General features: G+C 66.1%; 18 protein-coding genes and 1 pseudogene. 9 read left to right on the top strand and 10 right to left on the bottom strand.

What is annotated here, in order from left to right:
* Positions 1 to 16: 16 nt before the first annotated feature.
* From AC20117_RS23605 to AC20117_RS05575, 3 genes are all read left to right on the top strand, one after another.
* Positions 17 to 418, top strand: coding sequence for a hypothetical protein (locus AC20117_RS23605; RefSeq protein ID WP_074700574.1), 402 nt, complete (start codon positions 17 to 19; stop codon positions 416 to 418).
* A 69-nt stretch (positions 419 to 487) separates the two neighbouring features.
* Positions 488 to 1,423 carry a DUF4261 domain-containing protein gene (locus tag AC20117_RS05580; protein ID WP_074700575.1) on the top strand — a complete coding sequence of 312 codons (936 nt, stop codon included), beginning with the start codon at positions 488 to 490 and terminating at the stop codon, positions 1,421 to 1,423.
* Positions 1,424 to 1,454: 31 nt separating this feature from the next.
* Positions 1,455 to 2,291: a DUF1206 domain-containing protein gene (locus tag AC20117_RS05575; RefSeq protein WP_074700576.1), complete on the top strand. Its 837-nt coding sequence runs from the start codon at positions 1,455 to 1,457 to the stop codon at positions 2,289 to 2,291.
* 71 nt (positions 2,292 to 2,362) lie between these two features.
* Here the strand turns inward: AC20117_RS05575 and AC20117_RS05570 are convergent, their stop codons facing one another.
* On the bottom strand, positions 2,363 to 2,695 hold the full coding sequence (locus tag AC20117_RS05570; RefSeq protein ID WP_074700577.1) for a YtxH domain-containing protein: 333 nt from the start codon (positions 2,693 to 2,695) through the stop codon (positions 2,363 to 2,365).
* Between the two features lie 87 nt (positions 2,696 to 2,782).
* Positions 2,783 to 3,325, bottom strand: coding sequence for a CGNR zinc finger domain-containing protein (locus AC20117_RS05565; protein WP_074700578.1), 543 nt, complete (start codon positions 3,323 to 3,325; stop codon positions 2,783 to 2,785).
* Between the two features lie 123 nt (positions 3,326 to 3,448).
* On the opposite strand from AC20117_RS05565, the gene AC20117_RS05560 reads away from it, so the two are divergent.
* The 4 genes and pseudogenes from AC20117_RS05560 (at position 3,449) to AC20117_RS05545 (ending at position 6,807) form a co-directional block, all read left to right on the top strand.
* Positions 3,449 to 4,420 (top strand): EamA family transporter, encoded by a 972-nt coding sequence (locus AC20117_RS05560; protein WP_074700579.1) that lies wholly within the window; start codon positions 3,449 to 3,451, stop codon positions 4,418 to 4,420.
* A gap of 173 nt (positions 4,421 to 4,593) precedes the next feature.
* On the top strand, positions 4,594 to 5,955 hold the full coding sequence (locus tag AC20117_RS05555) for an MFS transporter (RefSeq protein ID WP_074700580.1): 1,362 nt from the start codon (positions 4,594 to 4,596) through the stop codon (positions 5,953 to 5,955).
* Between the two features lie 133 nt (positions 5,956 to 6,088).
* Positions 6,089 to 6,363: pseudogene (locus tag AC20117_RS05550) on the top strand (DUF2277 domain-containing protein).
* A 3-nt stretch (positions 6,364 to 6,366) separates the two neighbouring features.
* Positions 6,367 to 6,807, top strand: coding sequence for a glutaredoxin domain-containing protein (locus AC20117_RS05545; RefSeq protein WP_236777451.1), 441 nt, complete (start codon positions 6,367 to 6,369; stop codon positions 6,805 to 6,807).
* A 6-nt stretch (positions 6,808 to 6,813) separates the two neighbouring features.
* Here AC20117_RS05545 and AC20117_RS05540 read toward each other — a convergent pair whose 3' ends face one another.
* The 4 genes from AC20117_RS05540 to AC20117_RS05525 form a co-directional block, all read right to left on the bottom strand.
* On the bottom strand, positions 6,814 to 9,234 hold the full coding sequence (locus tag AC20117_RS05540) for a heavy metal translocating P-type ATPase (protein ID WP_074703197.1): 2,421 nt from the start codon (positions 9,232 to 9,234) through the stop codon (positions 6,814 to 6,816).
* A 135-nt stretch (positions 9,235 to 9,369) separates the two neighbouring features.
* The gene (locus AC20117_RS05535; RefSeq protein WP_074700581.1) at positions 9,370 to 9,597 is read right to left on the bottom strand and encodes a heavy-metal-associated domain-containing protein; all 228 of its coding nucleotides are present in this window, start codon (positions 9,595 to 9,597) and stop codon (positions 9,370 to 9,372) included.
* 32 nt (positions 9,598 to 9,629) lie between these two features.
* Positions 9,630 to 9,995: a metal-sensitive transcriptional regulator gene (locus tag AC20117_RS05530; RefSeq protein WP_074700582.1), complete on the bottom strand. Its 366-nt coding sequence runs from the start codon at positions 9,993 to 9,995 to the stop codon at positions 9,630 to 9,632.
* A gap of 264 nt (positions 9,996 to 10,259) precedes the next feature.
* A complete protein-coding gene (locus AC20117_RS05525; RefSeq protein WP_074700583.1) occupies positions 10,260 to 11,762 on the bottom strand; it encodes an MFS transporter in 1,503 nt (500 codons plus the stop codon).
* 87 nt (positions 11,763 to 11,849) lie between these two features.
* Here AC20117_RS05525 and AC20117_RS05520 point away from each other — a divergent pair, with 87 nt between their 5' ends.
* Complete coding sequence (locus AC20117_RS05520) at positions 11,850 to 12,389, top strand: TetR/AcrR family transcriptional regulator (protein ID WP_074700584.1); 540 nt, start codon at positions 11,850 to 11,852, stop codon at positions 12,387 to 12,389.
* A gap of 47 nt (positions 12,390 to 12,436) precedes the next feature.
* Here AC20117_RS05520 and trxB read toward each other — a convergent pair whose 3' ends face one another.
* Positions 12,437 to 13,411 (bottom strand): thioredoxin-disulfide reductase, encoded by a 975-nt coding sequence (gene trxB, locus AC20117_RS05515; RefSeq protein ID WP_418202237.1) that lies wholly within the window; start codon positions 13,409 to 13,411, stop codon positions 12,437 to 12,439.
* A gap of 32 nt (positions 13,412 to 13,443) precedes the next feature.
* The gene (locus tag AC20117_RS05510; protein WP_074700586.1) at positions 13,444 to 13,878 is read right to left on the bottom strand and encodes an arsenate reductase ArsC; all 435 of its coding nucleotides are present in this window, start codon (positions 13,876 to 13,878) and stop codon (positions 13,444 to 13,446) included.
* A gap of 202 nt (positions 13,879 to 14,080) precedes the next feature.
* Between AC20117_RS05510 and AC20117_RS05505 the strand changes: the two genes are divergently transcribed.
* Entirely contained in the window at positions 14,081 to 14,503 is a 423-nt protein-coding gene (locus tag AC20117_RS05505; RefSeq protein ID WP_074700588.1) for an arsenate-mycothiol transferase ArsC, read from the top strand.
* 76 nt (positions 14,504 to 14,579) lie between these two features.
* Here the strand turns inward: AC20117_RS05505 and AC20117_RS05500 are convergent, their stop codons facing one another.
* Positions 14,580 to 15,026, bottom strand: coding sequence for a VOC family protein (locus AC20117_RS05500; RefSeq protein WP_074700590.1), 447 nt, complete (start codon positions 15,024 to 15,026; stop codon positions 14,580 to 14,582).
* 169 nt (positions 15,027 to 15,195) lie between these two features.
* Positions 15,196 to 16,002: a xanthine dehydrogenase accessory protein XdhC gene (gene xdhC / locus AC20117_RS05495; protein WP_074700592.1), complete on the bottom strand. Its 807-nt coding sequence runs from the start codon at positions 16,000 to 16,002 to the stop codon at positions 15,196 to 15,198.
* Position 16,003 lies beyond the last annotated feature (1 nt).

Below are 16,003 nucleotides of genomic sequence, written 5' to 3'. Positions count from 1 at the left end.
CCAGGAGGAATTCATCGTGGGCAACAACGCTTCGGGCGAGCCGAACGGACCGCGGATGTCGGTCAAGGGGCCGCTGATTTTCTCCGCCGTGCTCGGTGTGATCGCCGGTTTCTGCACGATGATCTTCTCCACCGGCGGCGCCGAAAACCAGCTCCGCTGGGACCTTGGTGTCACCGCGGCCGGCGTCGCGTTCATCGCCTCGCTGCTGGTGGTGGCCGTGCTGACCATGGCCGGCAAGGACAACCCGGACCACCTCAGCCAGGGCTCGGGCGTCAACCGCAGTTCTGCCAAGATTCCGGGCGGCGCCGGCAGCGTGGGCGGGCCCAAGCGTGCTCCCCGGGAGCCCCAGGCGGATCCCGACACCCCGCGCGATGAAGACCAGAACGACGACGGCGGCAGCCACCGTCCGCAGGTGTGATCGCCTGACCCTTCGGTCGGCGGATCAACCCGCTGGCTTTCCATGGCCCCGAGCTGACAAGCTGGGGCCATGACTTTTGGGCAGGACGAACCGCAGCCGCCAGCGGAACCAGCGGCTCCGGACCAGGCAGAACTCCAGCAAGCCGAGCAAGCCGAGCAAGCCGAGCAGGCCGGGCAGGCGCAGGCCCGTCCTGCGCAGACCGGTGAGACCGCCGAGGGCAAGACCCTGCTGGTGGCCGAGCTCTGGTACCAGGGCGATCCGGGCCTCTCCTCGGCGGCATTGCGCGAAAGGCTGGAGGCCCGGTTCCCCGGCGCTGCCTTCTCCGAAGGCGTCATCCTGCTCCCGCACCGCGAGCATTCGTTTGAGCTCCGGGGCAAGACCGTCAGCCTCAGCACCGGGCTGGCGGAACCGTCCGAGCCGCTGCCCGCGGCGGACGCGCTCGAAGCCACGCCCACAGACCAAAGCTGGACCTGGCCCGATGCCGATCAGGTGGTGCCCGGCTGCACGCACCGGGTCCTGGTCACGGAAGTCCTGTCCAGTACCTTTGAACCGAAGCCGCGGTTGGAATCGTTCCGCAGCGTCCTCCAGTTCCTGGTGGGGGAGACCCACCCGGCGGCCATCCGGTGGCTGCACAACTCCCATTGGCGGGAACCGGGCGAACTTGAGGCGGCGCATCCGCTGGCGGGACCGGTGAACATGCGGTTCTTCCTGGTGACCAATGACGAGGGCGCCATGGTGGTGGACAGCCTGGGCATGTACCAACTGGGCCTACCCGATGTGCAGATCCACTTCCGGGACAAGGACCCCAACATGCTGGTGGAGCTGGCCTTCAACGTGGCCGCCTACCTCTACGAGAACGGGCCCGTGATCGCCGGCGGCACCACTTTGAACGGTCCGGACGGCCTGGTGCTGACCTGTTCCTGGGAGGATTCGCTGATCGGGCCGCTGCGCACCGTCATCGATCTGGATCCCGGGGAGCCGTTCGCCGCCGGGCACCGTGGTTGAGGTGCGGGCCGCCTGCTGGTAAGACTCTGGTATGGGTGCCGGGAATGAACCTGGCTCTTCGGCAGCACACGCAGCGGACGCCGCCGAAGAGCTTTCCAACACGACGACGCTGGACGTCTTTGCACGCGTCGGCTTCGCCGTACTCGGACTGGTCCACATTCTTATCGGCGCCATTGCCCTGCGGATCGCCCTGGGCGGTTACGGCGAGGCGGATCCTGCCGGCGCCGTGGAGATCCTGGCGTCACGGCCGGTGCTGGGCCCGCTGCTCATGTGGACCTGCTTCGCCAGCTGCCTGGGCCTCGCACTTTGGCAGCTCAGCGAGGCGTCCCTGCGGGCCCGGCACCTGCCGCGCAAGGAGCAGATCTCCAAGGGCATCTCGTCCGGTTCCTTGAGCGTGACCTATGCCCTGTTCGCGTTCATGTTTGCGCGGTTCGCCCTCGGAGACGAATCGGACTCAGGCGAATCCACCAAAGACTTCACCATCGCGATGCTCCAGCATCCGCTGGGCGTGCCGTTCCTGGTGGCGGTGGGCGGCACGGTCATCGGCATCGGGATCTACTTTGTGGTCAAGGCGCTCCGCAGACAGTTCACAGACGAGCTGGACTTCGGCGATTCGAAACGCGGCAGGCTGCTGCGCGTCCTCGGCATAGTAGGACATATCGCGAAGGGTGTTGCCCTGTTCCTGGTCGGGCTGCTGATCATCATCGCCGCCGTCACGCACCAGCCCCGGCAATCGACCGGCCTGGACGGCAGCCTGAAGGCGCTCCCGGAGCAGCCCTTCGGCATTGTCGCCCTGGTCGCCATCGCCGTCGGATTGATGTGCTACGGGGTTTTCGCGATCATCCGTGCCCGTTACGGGCGCATGTAGCGCATAAACCCAGGGCCGGTCCGCCCTCGGAATCGGGAGCGGACCGGCCCTGGGATCCAGACAGGCGGAACCTACGGGATCATGCCGGTGGTGGTTCCGGTTGAGTCCGGGTCACTGAGAGTGTGGCTCGCGGTACCGGAAGCCGAGGTGCCGGACGAGGTGGAGGAGGATCCGCCGTCGTTCTTATGGAGAACTTCCCGGGCCTTCCCGGTCACTTTTTCCTGCACCTGCGGCGCCTTCTCCTTGGCCCACTCGGTTCCTTCGGAGACCTTGTGCTGGACCTTGGGATCGTTCCACAGCTTCTGCGCCTGGGCCTTGATCTTCTCGTAGCTTTCGCGGCCCGCCCGGGAGCCGAGCACAAAGCCGGCGCCGACGCCTGCTACAAACACAATCTTCTTCAACATGAGGGCTCCTCCAGTTCATCAGACACTATTGCCGGACTATTCCTCAGCGTACTGATGATTTGGTGATCCGCAATATCCGGACGGCACTTACGCGGTTGCCTTTCGCGCGCGGTAGGCGGCCACGTGGGTGCGGTTGGCGCAGTTGCCGGTATCGCAGAAGCGCTTGGAGCGGTTGCGGGAAAGGTCTACCAGGACGGCGTTGCAGTCTTCCGCGGCGCAGACTCGCAGCCGGACGAGTTCCTTCTCGCGGATCACGTCCACCAGGGCCATGGCCGCATCGACCGCCATCCGGATGTCCAACGGCGCATCCGGCGTGGTGGCGTGCAGGTGGTAGTCCCAGCCGTCGTGTTGGACCAGCTGGGGCAGGGCGCGGCCGTTGCGCAGGATGTTGTTGACCAGGCGCACGGCTTCGTCTTCCTCCGCGGTCCAGACTGCCCGCAACCGGGGCCGCAGATGGCGCACCGCGCGCAGCTCCCCCATGGTGTGGCTGCGTGAGCCGGAGTACTCGTTCGCCTTCACGAACTCGTCCAAGTCCGCCAGGGTGTTCAACTGGTCCACCTCGGACTCGGCGGTGTTGATCAGCTTGGCCGCGTCGACCAACGATCTTTCCGTGTCATGGGCAAACACCATCTTGACTCCTGAATATGCTCGGCATTACTGTCACTACTATATCCACCTTTAGGTCCTGACATACCCCGATTTTTCGCATTCAGCCGGGGTGGAGGGCTGTCAATTAGCGCATTCGAGGTAGTCATGGGCGGCGGTACCGTGTCAGTCAAGCCTGCAAGCGGCGTCATCAATTCCTCCGCCGTTTCCGGGGTGGGGATCGCCCTGTTCTCCTCGGCGGTGTTCGGATTGTCGGGATCGTTTGCGAAGTCCCTGCTGGAGGCGGGCTGGACACCCGGCGCCGCCGTTGCCGTCCGCATGCTCGGGGCCGCCCTGGTGCTCACGGTTCCGGCGCTTATTGTGCTGCACGGCCGCTGGAGCCAGGTCCGGCAGAACTGGAAGACCATCGTGCTGTTCGGGCTGATCGGCGTTGCCGGCTGCCAGCTCGCCTATTTCAACGCCGTCTCTACGCTCTCTGTTGGCGTCGCGCTGCTGCTTGAGTTCCTGGCGCCCGTGCTGATCGTGCTCTGGCTGTGGCTGACCAGCCGCCGGAGGCCCGGCTCCGCCACGATGGCCGGCACCGTCCTGGCCGTGGCCGGACTGGTGCTGGTGCTGGATGTCTTCGGCGACGTGCGCCTGGACCTCGGCGGTGTCCTCTGGGGCCTTGCGGCCGCAGTGTGCCTGGTCATCTACTTCTTCATCACCGCCCGGCACAATGAATCCCTGCCGCCGCTGGTGCTGGCTGCGGGCGGACTGCTGGTGGGCGGTGCGTCCATGGTGGTGCTGGGTGCGGCCCGGATTCTGCCCATGGCGGTCAGCACCGCAGATGTCAGCCTTGCCGGCTGGCGGACGAGCTGGTGGGTGCCGCTGGCGGCGCTGGTGCTGCTGTCCACCGTGATCTCCTACATTACGGGCATCATGGCCGCCCGGGCCCTCGGCACCAAGGTGGCGTCTTTCGTCTCCCTGACCGAGGTGCTCTTTGCCGTGCTGTGGGCGTGGCTGCTGCTGGGTGAACTGCCGGCGGCCATCCAGCTGATCGGTGGTGCGCTGATCGTGCTGGGCGTGGTGCTGGTCCGGCTCGATGAACTGCGTGGACCGCGGCTGAGGGCGCACGGGTAAATGCTGTGAGTTGTGTCTCAAGCTATGGCCTGCGGCACATGGTGGGGTAGCGGAGCTCATATAGTTAATGGCTGCGGTGATTTTGAACACCCGTTCGTATCACGAACACCGCCCCGTGTGGCCGACGTTCTCCCGTTGGCCCGCGACCCAGTCAGCAACAGTAAGGCCCTGCAATGGATATCAAGTCGCGCATCGAAGCGGCCTCCATGAAGCGCACCCAGGTCGGCGTCATTGCCATCTGCACCGCGCTGTACATGATCGACGGCTTCGACGTCCTCGTCATGGCGTTCAGCGCCAACGCCGTCAGCGAATACTGGGGCCTGAGCGCTTCGCAGCTCGGCATCCTGCTCAGCTCGGCCCTGGTCGGCATGGCGATCGGCTCGATCTTCGTCTCCACCATCGCCGACATCATCGGCCGCCAGAAGACGCTGGCGCTCGGAGCCCTGGTTGTCGCCCTGGGCATGCTCGCCTCGGCCTTCGTGCCCAGCTACGAACTTCTCGTGGTGCTGCGCTTCATCACCGGCCTGGCCGTGGGCACGCTGCAGGCCACCGCCAACGTCCTCGCATCCGAGTTCACCAACGCCAAGCGGCGCTCCACCTCCCTGGCAATCGTCAGCATCGGCCAGCCGATCGGCGGCGTCCTCGGCGGCATGGCCACCGGCGTGCTGATCCTGCAGTTCGGCTGGCGCTCGGCCTTCCTCTTCGGCGCGATCATCACCGCCATCATGATTCCGCTCATCCTCCGTGGGGTGCCGGAGTCTGTCGACTACCTGCTGGTCCGCCGGCCGGCCAATGCGCTGGAGCGCGTCAACAAGGTCCTGGCCCGGATCGAACAGCCCGCGGTCACGGAACTGCCCGCGCCGGCGCCGGCGCCGGCCAAGAAGAAGTCCCGTTTCGCAGACGTGCTCACCGGCGTCAACGCCCGCCGCACCATCCTCATTTCGCTGGCGTACTTCATCCTGATGGCCAGCTTCTACTTCGCCAACTCCTGGACCCCGAAGCTGGTGACCGCCAGCGGCTTCAGCGAGCAGGACGGCATCACTGCCGGTGTCCTCTTCAGCACCGGAGCCATCGTCGGCGCCGTCGTCCTTGGATTCTTCGGGTCCCGCTTCCCGATGCGCAAGGTCCTGGCCGTTTTCTTCGTCATCGGCGGCCTAACGTTCGGCGCGTTCTCCCTGTCCACCGGATCGCTCGCCGGCGCGCTGCTGGCGGCCGCCCTGGTCGGTTTCGGCTCCAACGCCCCGATCGCAGGCATGCTCGCCATCAGCCCGACCTACTACACCTCCGAGGTGCGCGGCACGGCGCTGGGACTTGTCATCGGCATGGGCCGCGTCGGCGCCATTGCATCCCCGATGATCGCCGGCGCGCTGATGGACGGCGGCTGGCAGCCGACCGACCTGTACTTCCTGTTCATCATCCCCATGCTGCTCGGCGCCGTAGTGATCTCCATGCTCGGCAAGCCGGTGCTGGGCGAGCCTGCCGCCGCCGGCAGCCAGGGCGGGGCACCCGAGCGGGAGCTGACCAACAGCCGCTAGCTTTTCCGGAGAGTTCGATGCGGGATGGGCTCCTGCTGCCGATTACGACGGCGGCGGGGGCCTTTCCTCTTACATCCCACCGGCCCTCTGGCGCACACTGGAAAGAGGCAATCCAGAAACCCGAGGAGCTTCCATGTGCCGCAACATCCGCCGGCTCTACAATTTCGAGCCGTCCGCCACGAGCGCCGAGGTCGAGGCCGCCGCATTGCAGTACGTCCGCAAAGTCAGCGGCACCAACAAACCCTCCAAGGCCAATGAAGAGGCCTTCAACGAAGCGGTGCACGAAATCGCGCACATCACGGCGCACCTGCTCGATTCGCTGGTGACCACCGCACCGCCGAAGAACGGTTTGAAGAAGCAGCCAAGGCAAAGGCCCGCGCGGCCGTCCGCTATGGCGCCGCCGGCTAGCCCGTGAAGCCGCTCCTGCACTGGTCCAATGCGATCGTCCTGGCCGCTGTCGCCGGCATGATGCTGGTCGTTTACGGCAGCCGGGGGGAGTGGGTGCAGGCCCTCGTCGTCGCCGCGATCCTGCTGGCCGCCGCATGGTTCGTCAGTCCCGTTTTCGGCGGCCGGCAAAAACCGTGGTCAGCGCTGCGGCGGGGCCAGGACCACGAGCCGGGCGTGGTGATTTTCTGGCGTCCGGGCTGCGTGTACTGCATACGCATGATGGCCACGCTGGGCCGGACCCGGCGCAAGGCGCAGTGGGTCAACATCTGGCGCGATGCCGAGGCAGCCGCGTTTGTGCGCGAGCATAACGACGGCAACGAAACGGTACCCACGGTCATCCTGCGCGACGGGGTTGTCACCAACCCCGATCCCGAGGCCGTGCGCCGGGAACTGGTCCGCGGGTAACCCGGCCTACCGGGCGAAGGCCCGCAGCCGCAGGGAATTCGCCACCACCAGGACCGAGCTCGCAGCCATCGCAGCGCCCGCGATCATCGGGTTCAGCAGCCCGAACGCCGCCACCGGGATGCCGAGGGTGTTGTACGCGAAAGCCCAGAACAGGTTGCTCTTGATGGTGCTCAGGGTCTTGCGGCTCAGCTCGATGGACTGGACCACCTGGCCCAGATCGCTGCCCATCACCGTGATGTCCGCAGCCTCGATGGCAACATCCGTCCCGGCGCCCATGGCGATCCCAAGGTCGGCCTGCGCCAACGCCGCAGCATCATTCACGCCGTCGCCGACCATCGCCACGGTCTTGCCGGCTTCCTGCAGCTTCTGCACGGCCTCGACCTTGCCCTCGGGGAGGACATCGGCGAAGACATCATCGGCGGCAATTCCGACGGCGGCCGCAACCTGCGCCGCGACCGCGCCGTTGTCTCCGGTCAGCAGGATCGGGCGGAGGCCCAGTTCCTTGAGACGGGCAATCGCCGCGGCAGAGCTGTCCTTGATGGTGTCCTTGAGGCTGACGATGCCGGCAAGTCCGCCGTCCACGGCCACCCAGATGGCGGTCGCGCCGGACTCCTGCTGTTCCAGCAGCATGGCGCGGTCCTGCGGCGGCAGGTTGATGCCGTTTTCTTCCAGCCAGCCGGTGCGGCCCGCCACCACGGTGAGCCGTCCGCCGTCGTTATTTGTCACGATGCCGCGCACACCGCCCCCGGCCGCACTGTGGAAATCAGCCAGTGCCGGCAAACCCGGCTGGGCGGACGTGCCCGCAGCTGTCACGCCGGTGCGGGTAGCGGCCGCGGTGAGGCGCTCCTTGGCGGCTTCGACGATCGCGTGGGCGATCGGGTGCTCGGAACCGGATTCGACCGCGCCGGCCAGCGCCAGCACCTCGTCCTCGGTATGGGAGCCAAGGGCGACGACGCCGGAAACAGCCTGCTTGCCGGTGGTCACTGTGCCCGTCTTGTCCAGCAGAATGGTGTCCACGTGGCGGGTGTCCTCGAGGATCTGCGGCCCCTTGATCAGGATGCCCAGCTGCGCGCCCCGGCCCGTGCCGGTGAGCAGCGCGGTCGGCGTGGCCAGCCCCAGCGCGCAGGGGCAGGCAATGACCAGCACCGTCACGGCCGCGGTGAAGGCGGACTCCAGATCGCCCGTGAGGACCAGCCAGAGGACAAAAGTAACGACGGCGATGGCGATCACAATGGGGACGAAGACTGAACTGATACGGTCCGCCAGCCGGGCGATCGGCGCCTTGCCCGCCTGCGCCTGGCTGACCAGCCGGCCCATCTGCGCCAAGGTGGTATCCGAGCCGACGCGGGTCGCCCGGACCAGCAGACGGCCGGAAGTGTTGATGGTGGCGCCGGTGACCGTGTCGTCCACGTCCACTTCCACCGGGACGGATTCGCCGGTGATCAGCGACGTGTCGACGGCGGAATGCCCCTCGACCACGTAGCCGTCCGTGGCGATCTTTTCGCCGGGCCGGACCACGATAAGGTCGCCGGGAACCAGCTGCTCAGCGGACACTTTTACCTCGGCGCCGTCGCGCAGTACTGTGGCTTCCTTGGCCCCGAGATCCAGCAGGGACTTGAGCGCGTTGCCTGCCTTCTGTTTGGCGTTGGCTTCGAGATAACGGCCCAGCAGCAGGAATGTCGTGACCACGGCGGCGGTCTCGAAGTAGAGCGCATGGTCGGCCATGCTGCCGTGGACGTGCTGCGTCATCATCGGGTCCATCAGCAGTTGCCATGCGGAGAAGAAGAATGCCGCGAGGACGCCGATCGACACCAGCGTGTCCATGGTTGAGGCCAGGTGCCGGGCGTTGATGGCCGCGGCGCGGTGGAATGGCCAGGCCGACCAGAAGACCACGGGGATGGACAGGGCGAAGACAACCCACCCCCAGTGCGGGAACTGCGCGCCCGGGATCATCGAGATGGCGAAGATCGGGAGGGTCAGGATGGTGGCTGCCCACAGCCGGGGCCGCAGTTGCGACGCCGTGCCCCCGTGCGCCATGTGGTCCTCATGCTCGCCATGCTCGTCATCGGGAGCGCCTTCGCGGGCGTCCCTGCGCTCAGACGCTGTACTGTTCGCAGGCTCACCTGGTTCCTCGCTGTGCCATAACTCGCGCTGGCCGGGAGTGCCCGCCTCCGGCACCTTTCGGTTAGAGGCAGGGCGGGGTGACGCCTTGATGCGGGCGCGGTAGCCGGTGGCTTTGACCGTGTCGAGCAGCTGCTGGTCCGACACGTTTTCAGGCACGGTGACCTGCGCCGATTCGAGGGGGAGGTTGACGCTGGCTTGGACACCTTCGAGCTTGCCCAGTTTGCGCTCCACGCGGTTGACGCAGGACGCGCACGTCATGCCTTCGATCTCCAGCTCGACCAGGCGCGTGGGAGCCACCTCCATGCCGCTGATTCCGGCAGAGCCGGCCTGGTCGCTGCCATTAATCCGGGCACCCGTGTTCTGGGCCATGATTGCCTTCTTCCCCTTCGACTCTCAGCGGCGGGCCGGTCGCATGACGCCGGGCCCGCCGTCGTACTCTTACGCGTCGGCTGCGACGACCAGGTAACCCGCTTCGGCTACGGCTTCACCGATCTGTTCCGGATCCAGGTCGCCGGTCGAGTTGACGGTGGCAGTGGAAATGCCGCCCTTGTTCAGCTCGATGGCGACGTCCTGCACGCCGTTGATGGCCTTGAGTTCTTCGGTGACTGCGTCAACGCAGTGGCCGCAGGTCATGCCGTCAATGCTGACTTTGGTAATGGTGCTCATGGTTCCTCCTGATGGAATTGGCTCTGTTTGGGCTAGCGAAGCAGTCGGCCGATGGCGTCCGAGGCTTCCTTGACCTTGTCCTGCACAATTGTCGGGTCCCCGGCGGCTTCGGAATCCTTCGCGGCGCCGACGACGCAGTGGGCGATGTGGTCCTCAAGCAGGCCGATGCTGACGGCGTGCAGGGCCTTGTTGACCGCGGACACCTGCGTGAGGATGTCGATGCAGTACTTGTCCTCGTCCACCATGCGGGCGATGCCCCGGACCTGGCCTTCGATCCGCTTGAGTCGGCGGAGGTAGGCCGCCTTGTCGGTGGTGTAGGCGTGTCCGATGTGCTCGTCGGTTGCGAGGGCATCCTCAAGGACCGACGGCTCGACCGCGGGAAGTTCTGTGTGGCTCATGGCGTTCCTTCCGTGGATTACTACGTCTAATCTATACCCCCTTAGGGTATCAATCAAGGCCGTGTGGCCGACGCCTCAGTGGCTGGGGGTTCACCCGGATGCCTCACTGCACCCTCACTGTCGGGTCCAAACACGGCGAGATCGTCCCTTAAAAGCGAGATCGTCCCTTACCCCCGGTGACGGGCAGGTAAGGGACGATCTCGCGGGCGGAAAATTCAGCCCCGGGCTGCTTGGCCCGGAACTCAGGGCTGCTTGGCCCGGAACTCAGGACTGGGCGTCGCGCAAGGTGCGGAAGGCCAGCCAGGCTGCGGCCACCATTAGTACGGAGGCGATTCCGGCCGTGATCGTGACGCCGCTGTCGAAGGCGTGGAAGGCCGACTCCAGGAGTGGTTCCGCCGTCCTACCGGGAAGTTCGGCGGCGGTGTTGATAGCGCCGCCTAAGGTCTCGCTCGCGGTTGTCTGTTGCGACGGGGTGAGGTTCGCGGGCAGGTCGATGTTCTGCCGGTAGGCCGCCACCAGGATGCTGCCGAGTACCGCGGTGCCGAAGACCGAACCCACTTCGTAGGCCGTTTCGGAAACCGCCGACGCCGCACCGGCCTTGGCCGCCGGAACGCTGGAGAGGATGAGGTCGTTGGAGAGCGTCTCCGAAGCTCCCACTCCCGCACCGAGGACGGCGAAGGCCAGCATGAGGTTTCCAGCCGAAGCGCCGGGGGTTGCGGCAACCATCCAGTAGGCCGTGGCGGAGAGCAGCAGCGCGACGGAAACCACCAGGTGCGGGCGGACCCGGCGCACCAGCTGCACCACAAGCAGGCCGGCAGTGATGGTGATCGCCAGGCCGGGCAGTAGCACCAGCCCGGCATCGAGCGGGCTCAGCCCGAGGACCAACTGCAGGTGCTGGGACACGAAGTACAGGAACCCGACCAGCGAGAATACCGCCAGCAGGTTGACCAGCACGGCGCCGGTGAAGGGCCGGACCGCGAAAAGCCGTACGTCCAGCATCGGCTGGGAGCGGCGCAGCTGGCGCCGGGTGAACAGCCAGCCGGCGGTCACCCCGAGCACGGCAACGGCCAGGGTAGCCATGAGGTTGCCGCCGTTGGCGAGGTTCTTGATGGCGTAGACCACCGGCAGCATCGTCGCGATGGAGAGGAAAATGCTCCAAATATCGACGGCGCCCGGTGCCGGATCCTTGGACTCCGGGACGAAGAGCGGGGTCAGGATGAGCATCAGCACTAGCACCGGAACGGCCAGCAGGAACACGGAGCCCCACCAGAAGTGTTCCAGCAGCAGTCCGCCCAGGATCGGGCCCAGCGCGGCGCCCGCGGAAAAGCCGGCGGCCCAGACGGCGATGGCCAGACGGCGCTGCCCACGGTCGGTGAAGATGTTGCGGATCAGCGAAAGCGTGGCCGGCATCAGCATGGCGCCGAAGACGCCCAAGCCGGCACGCGCGGCCACCAGCACCTCGGCATTTGGCGCGAAGGCTGCCAGCACAGAAAAGGCGGCAAAGCCCACGGCGCCCGTGATGAGCATGCGCCGACGGCCGAACCGGTCGCCCAGACTTCCCATGGCAACCAGCAGGCCAGCGAGCACCAGCGGGTAGATGTCGATGATCCAGAGCAGGGTGGTCCCGCTGGTGTTGAACTCCAGCGAGATGGCAGGCAGGGCAAAGCTCAGCACCGTATTGTCGACGGCGACCAGCAGCACGGGCAGCATGAGCGCTGCCAGGGCGGTCCATTCTTTGCGGCCGGCACGTTGTGTGATGGTGAGCATAGTGCACCTCCTGAAAATTGTGGGGATGCATTTACTGTACCGGCTGGACGGTTTAGCGGCAAGCCGAGCGAAAGCTAGGATGGGTGGATGGCCAGCGCAAAAGACCGGATCCTTGACAGTTTTGAAGACATCCTCATTAAGGAGGGGGAACGGGCGGCCACCATGGACGCAGTTGCGGCGGCCGCAGGGGTATCAAAGGGCGGGCTGCTCTACCACTTCCCGTCCAAGGAAGCCATGGTGGAAGGGCTCTGCGCGCGGCTCGCGGCGCTGACAGCGGAAGATGCGGAAAAGATCGGCAAAGCGCCTGAAGGGGCAGCCCGCTACTACGTCCGCACGTCTTTATACGTGGACTCTCCGCTGGACCGGGCCATCGTGGCCGTGGCTCGCTTGGTGCAGCAGGGGCATCCCGCGGCCGCCCAGACCTTTGCGCATATCGAGGGGCTTTGGCTGGATGCGCTGGAAAAGGCGCTGGGCAGCAGGCCTGTTGCCCAGGCCATCAAGCTGATGGGGGACGGGCTCTATTACAGCGCTACTTTTTTCGCGGCGGCCGATCAGCCCGCCAAGGTTTCCGAAGCAGAGCTTGAAGCGCTGCTGGAGCAGGTGGACGCCCTGGTGGAGCGCATTTGAGGCTGAGCGACTTACCTGCCGGCCGGGGTCACTCCGTCGCGTGAGTGTCAGGCATGGGTTTCCTCTTCCACCAGTGCGGTGGCGATGCTGTCAGAGTCCTCCAAGGCGGCGAGGTAGCGTTCGGCGTCGAGCGCGGCAGCGCAGCCAGTGCCCGCGGCGGTGATGGCCTGCCGGTACCGGTGGTCCACGGCGTCGCCGCACGCGAAGACACCCCGCTGGCTGGTCACGGTGGTGGGGGAGTCCACCTTGATATAGCCCTCCGCATCCAGATCGATCTGGCCCTTGACCAGTTCGGTCCGCGGCAGGTGCCCGATGGCCACAAAGATCCCGGTGGCGGCGAGCTCGCGCGTAGCCCCGGTGATGGTGTCGCTCAGGGTGACGCCGGAGACCTTGCCGTCGCCGTGGATGGCGGAAACGGTGCTGTTCCAGACGAAGCGGATCTTCTCGTTGTCCCGCGCCCGCTGCGCCATGATCTTCGACGCCCGCAGCGCATCCCGACGTACGACGACGGTGACGGACTTCCCGAACCGCGTCAGGAAGAGCGCTTCCTCCATCGCCGAATCCCCGCCGCCGACGACGATGATGTCCTGTTCGCGGAAGAAGAACCCGTCGCAGGTGGCGCACCAGGAAACCCCGTGGCCGGAGAACTTCTTTTCCTCCGGCAGGCCGAGTTCCTTGTAGGCGGAGCCGGTGGCCAGGATGACGGCAGGTGCCTGGTAGACGTTCTCGCCGGTGGTGACCACTTCTTTAAGGTGGCCTTCGAGCGAGACGGAGGCGACGTCGTCGTACTCAATGGTGGCACCGAACCTTGCCGCCTGCTGCTGCAGGTTCTCCATCAGCTCCGGGCCCTGGATGCCCTCGGGGAAGCCCGGGAAGTTCTCCACATCGGTGGTATTCATCAGGGCGCCGCCCGCGGTGACGGCGCCCGCGATCACGCGCGGTTCCAGCCCGGCCCGCGCGGCGTAGATCGCGGCGGTGTAGCCCGCGGGGCCGGAGCCGATAATGATGATCTTCTCGCTCATGATGTTTCTCCTTCTGGTGCCGTCGCCGCGGGCTAGCTGGCGTCCGGGTGCAGCGCGGGGAGCAGGCCGGAGACCAGGCTCTGGACGCGCGCTTTGATGTCGTCGCGCAGGACGCGGGCGGCGCCAACATCCTTGCCGGCAGGATCCGTCAGCTCCCAGTCCTCGTACTTCCGGCCGGGGATGACGGGGACATCGACGCCGCCACCCAGGGTGATGACCATGTTGGCGTCGTGGAGCTGCTCCGAGGTGAGCTGCTTGGTGGTGCGGCCGGAAATGTCGATCCCGTCCTCCGCCATGGCTTCTACCACCGCAGGATTGACCTCTTTGGCCGGCCGCGAACCGGCGGACCGGACATCGATGGCGCCCCTGGAGAGGTGCTCCAGGTAGGCGGCGGCCATTTGCGAGCGGCCCGCGTTGTGGACGCAGACGAAGAGGACGGTGGGCTTGTGGCTGTTGGTCTCGGTCATGTCGGGTCCTTTGCTTCTGCCGGCGGTGCCTCCGGGGTGAAGAAACGTTCCGGCGCTGGCTGTATAGACCAGTGCAACAAGAACCGCGGCTACTATCAAGAGCCTTCGCTTTCCCGGCCTGCACGGAAGCCCTCCCGGCAGCCGATCTGCGCATAATGGACTTCACGCCCTTCTTCGGAAACTGCCAGCAGAAAGCGACCCCATGACCCCGCAGCCAGGTAAACCCAGCGTCCTCTTTGTTTGCTCCTCCAACAGCGGCAAGTCCCCGATGGCCGCCGGCCTGATGGAGAAACTGGCCAACGATGCGGTGGACGTGAGTTCGTGCGGCACCAAGCCCGGGACCGCGGTCAACCAGGAATCGGCCGAGGCGCTGCTCGAAAAGGGCATCGACATCAGCGGCGGCACGCCTACTGCGGTGACCGAAGAAGCGCAGCGGGCGGCCGACGTCGTCGTTATTCTGGGCACCAACGCGCAGCTGGAAGAGGTTCCGGGCACGCGCTACGAGCGCTGGGAAATCGGCGAACCGAGCCTGCGCGACATCCACGGCATGGAACGGATGCGCCTGGTCCGCGACGAGATCGACGCGCGCGTGCACAGGCTCTACGAAGAACTCGTCGGCGAATAACCGAAGACCCCAACTAACGACGACGGCGGGCGGTCCCATAACGGGGCCGCCCGTCTGTACTTAACGCTGTTCCGGGTCAGGCCTGCGCGGCTCTGGCCTCTTGGTGCTCGTGCTCGGCCACGGCGTCCTGGGACATCCAGAGCAGTTCCCAAACATGGCCGTCGGGGTCGGCGATGGAGGCACCGTACATGCCGGGCATGCTTTCCTTCGCCGGCAGGTAGACGCTGCCGCCGCTGGCCTGTGCCTTGGCCACCAGGTCGTCGACCTCCTCGGCAGAGGAGGCGGTGAGGCAGTTCAGGACCTCCTTGGCGTTGGAGCCCAGATGCGGGGTGCTGCCGTCGGCCAGGAAGCCTGAGAAGAAGTCCTGCTTCAGGAGCATCACAAAGATGGTGTCGGAGATGACGATGCAGGAACCGTCATCGGAGCTGAAGTCCGGGTTCAGGGTGAAGCCCAGGCCAAGGTAGAAGTCCGTGGCCTTCTGCAGGTCGGAGACGGGGAGGTTGGCGAAAATCATGCGGTCCATGGCAGATCCTTATCAAGAGTTTGAATGAGTTGAGGAACTTGTGGAGCTGATTGCGTCGCAAAGCGCACAGTGTTCACCTTAAATGAGGTGAACACCTTGGTCTAGAGTTCCGCGATCCTGACATGCCCGGCCGGCATCGTCGGGAGGATGGGGACAGAACCGTGAGCCGTCAGACGGCCAGGTGCTTCGACAGGGCCGGGAGCAGGCTGGCCGCTGCGCTGACTGCGATGGCGGCCGGGTCTTTGCCGGGAAGGCCGGCAAGTCCGATGGGGCAACTGATGGTGTCGATGGCGTGGGAGTCATGCCCTTCGGCCTGCAGTTTTTGTCGGAACCTGGACCACTTGGCCGAGGAGCCGATGAGGCCCACCGAGCCGAGGTTGCCCCGGCGCAGCGCGGCATCGCACAGCAGGAAGTCTTCGGCATGGTCGTGGGTCATGATGAACACGTGCGACCCCGGCGGCAGTGTGCCCAAGATGGAATCCGGAACGGGGCTGTGCTGGGGGTGGACTTCGGCCGGCCCTCCCAGGATGTCGGTGAGCTGCGTGGGATCAAGCTGTCCGGCCCGGCTGTCCACAAGGTGCAGCTGGAGCGGCAGGCGGGAAAGGATCCGGGCCAGTTCGTGGCCGACGTGCCCCATGCCGAAGATGGCAACGGTGGCACATGCGGGAAACGGCTCGAGCAGAACGGTAACCACCCCTCCGCAGCACTGCTGCCCGTGCTCGGTGGCGGCGTGTTCATTAAGCGGGAACGGCAGGCTCTCGGGGACCGTACTGCCTGCCCGGAGCCGCGCGCGCGCCCGGTCGATGACCGTTGCCTCGAGGTTGCCGCCGCCGATGCTGCCCCAGGTGGCTTCGGTGCCGACCACCATCTTTGCTCCCGCCTCCCGCGGGGCATGGCCCCGCGCCTCGGTCACAGTAGCCAGGACGCTGGGCAGGCCAGCCGAGCGCAGATCCTGCAGCGCCTGCAGCCAGTCCATC

Source organism: Arthrobacter crystallopoietes (assembly GCF_002849715.1).
Classification (GTDB): domain Bacteria; phylum Actinomycetota; class Actinomycetes; order Actinomycetales; family Micrococcaceae; genus Crystallibacter; species Crystallibacter crystallopoietes.
Note: the sequence above shows the minus strand (reverse complement) of the source record. Positions and strands in the feature narration are given on the sequence as shown.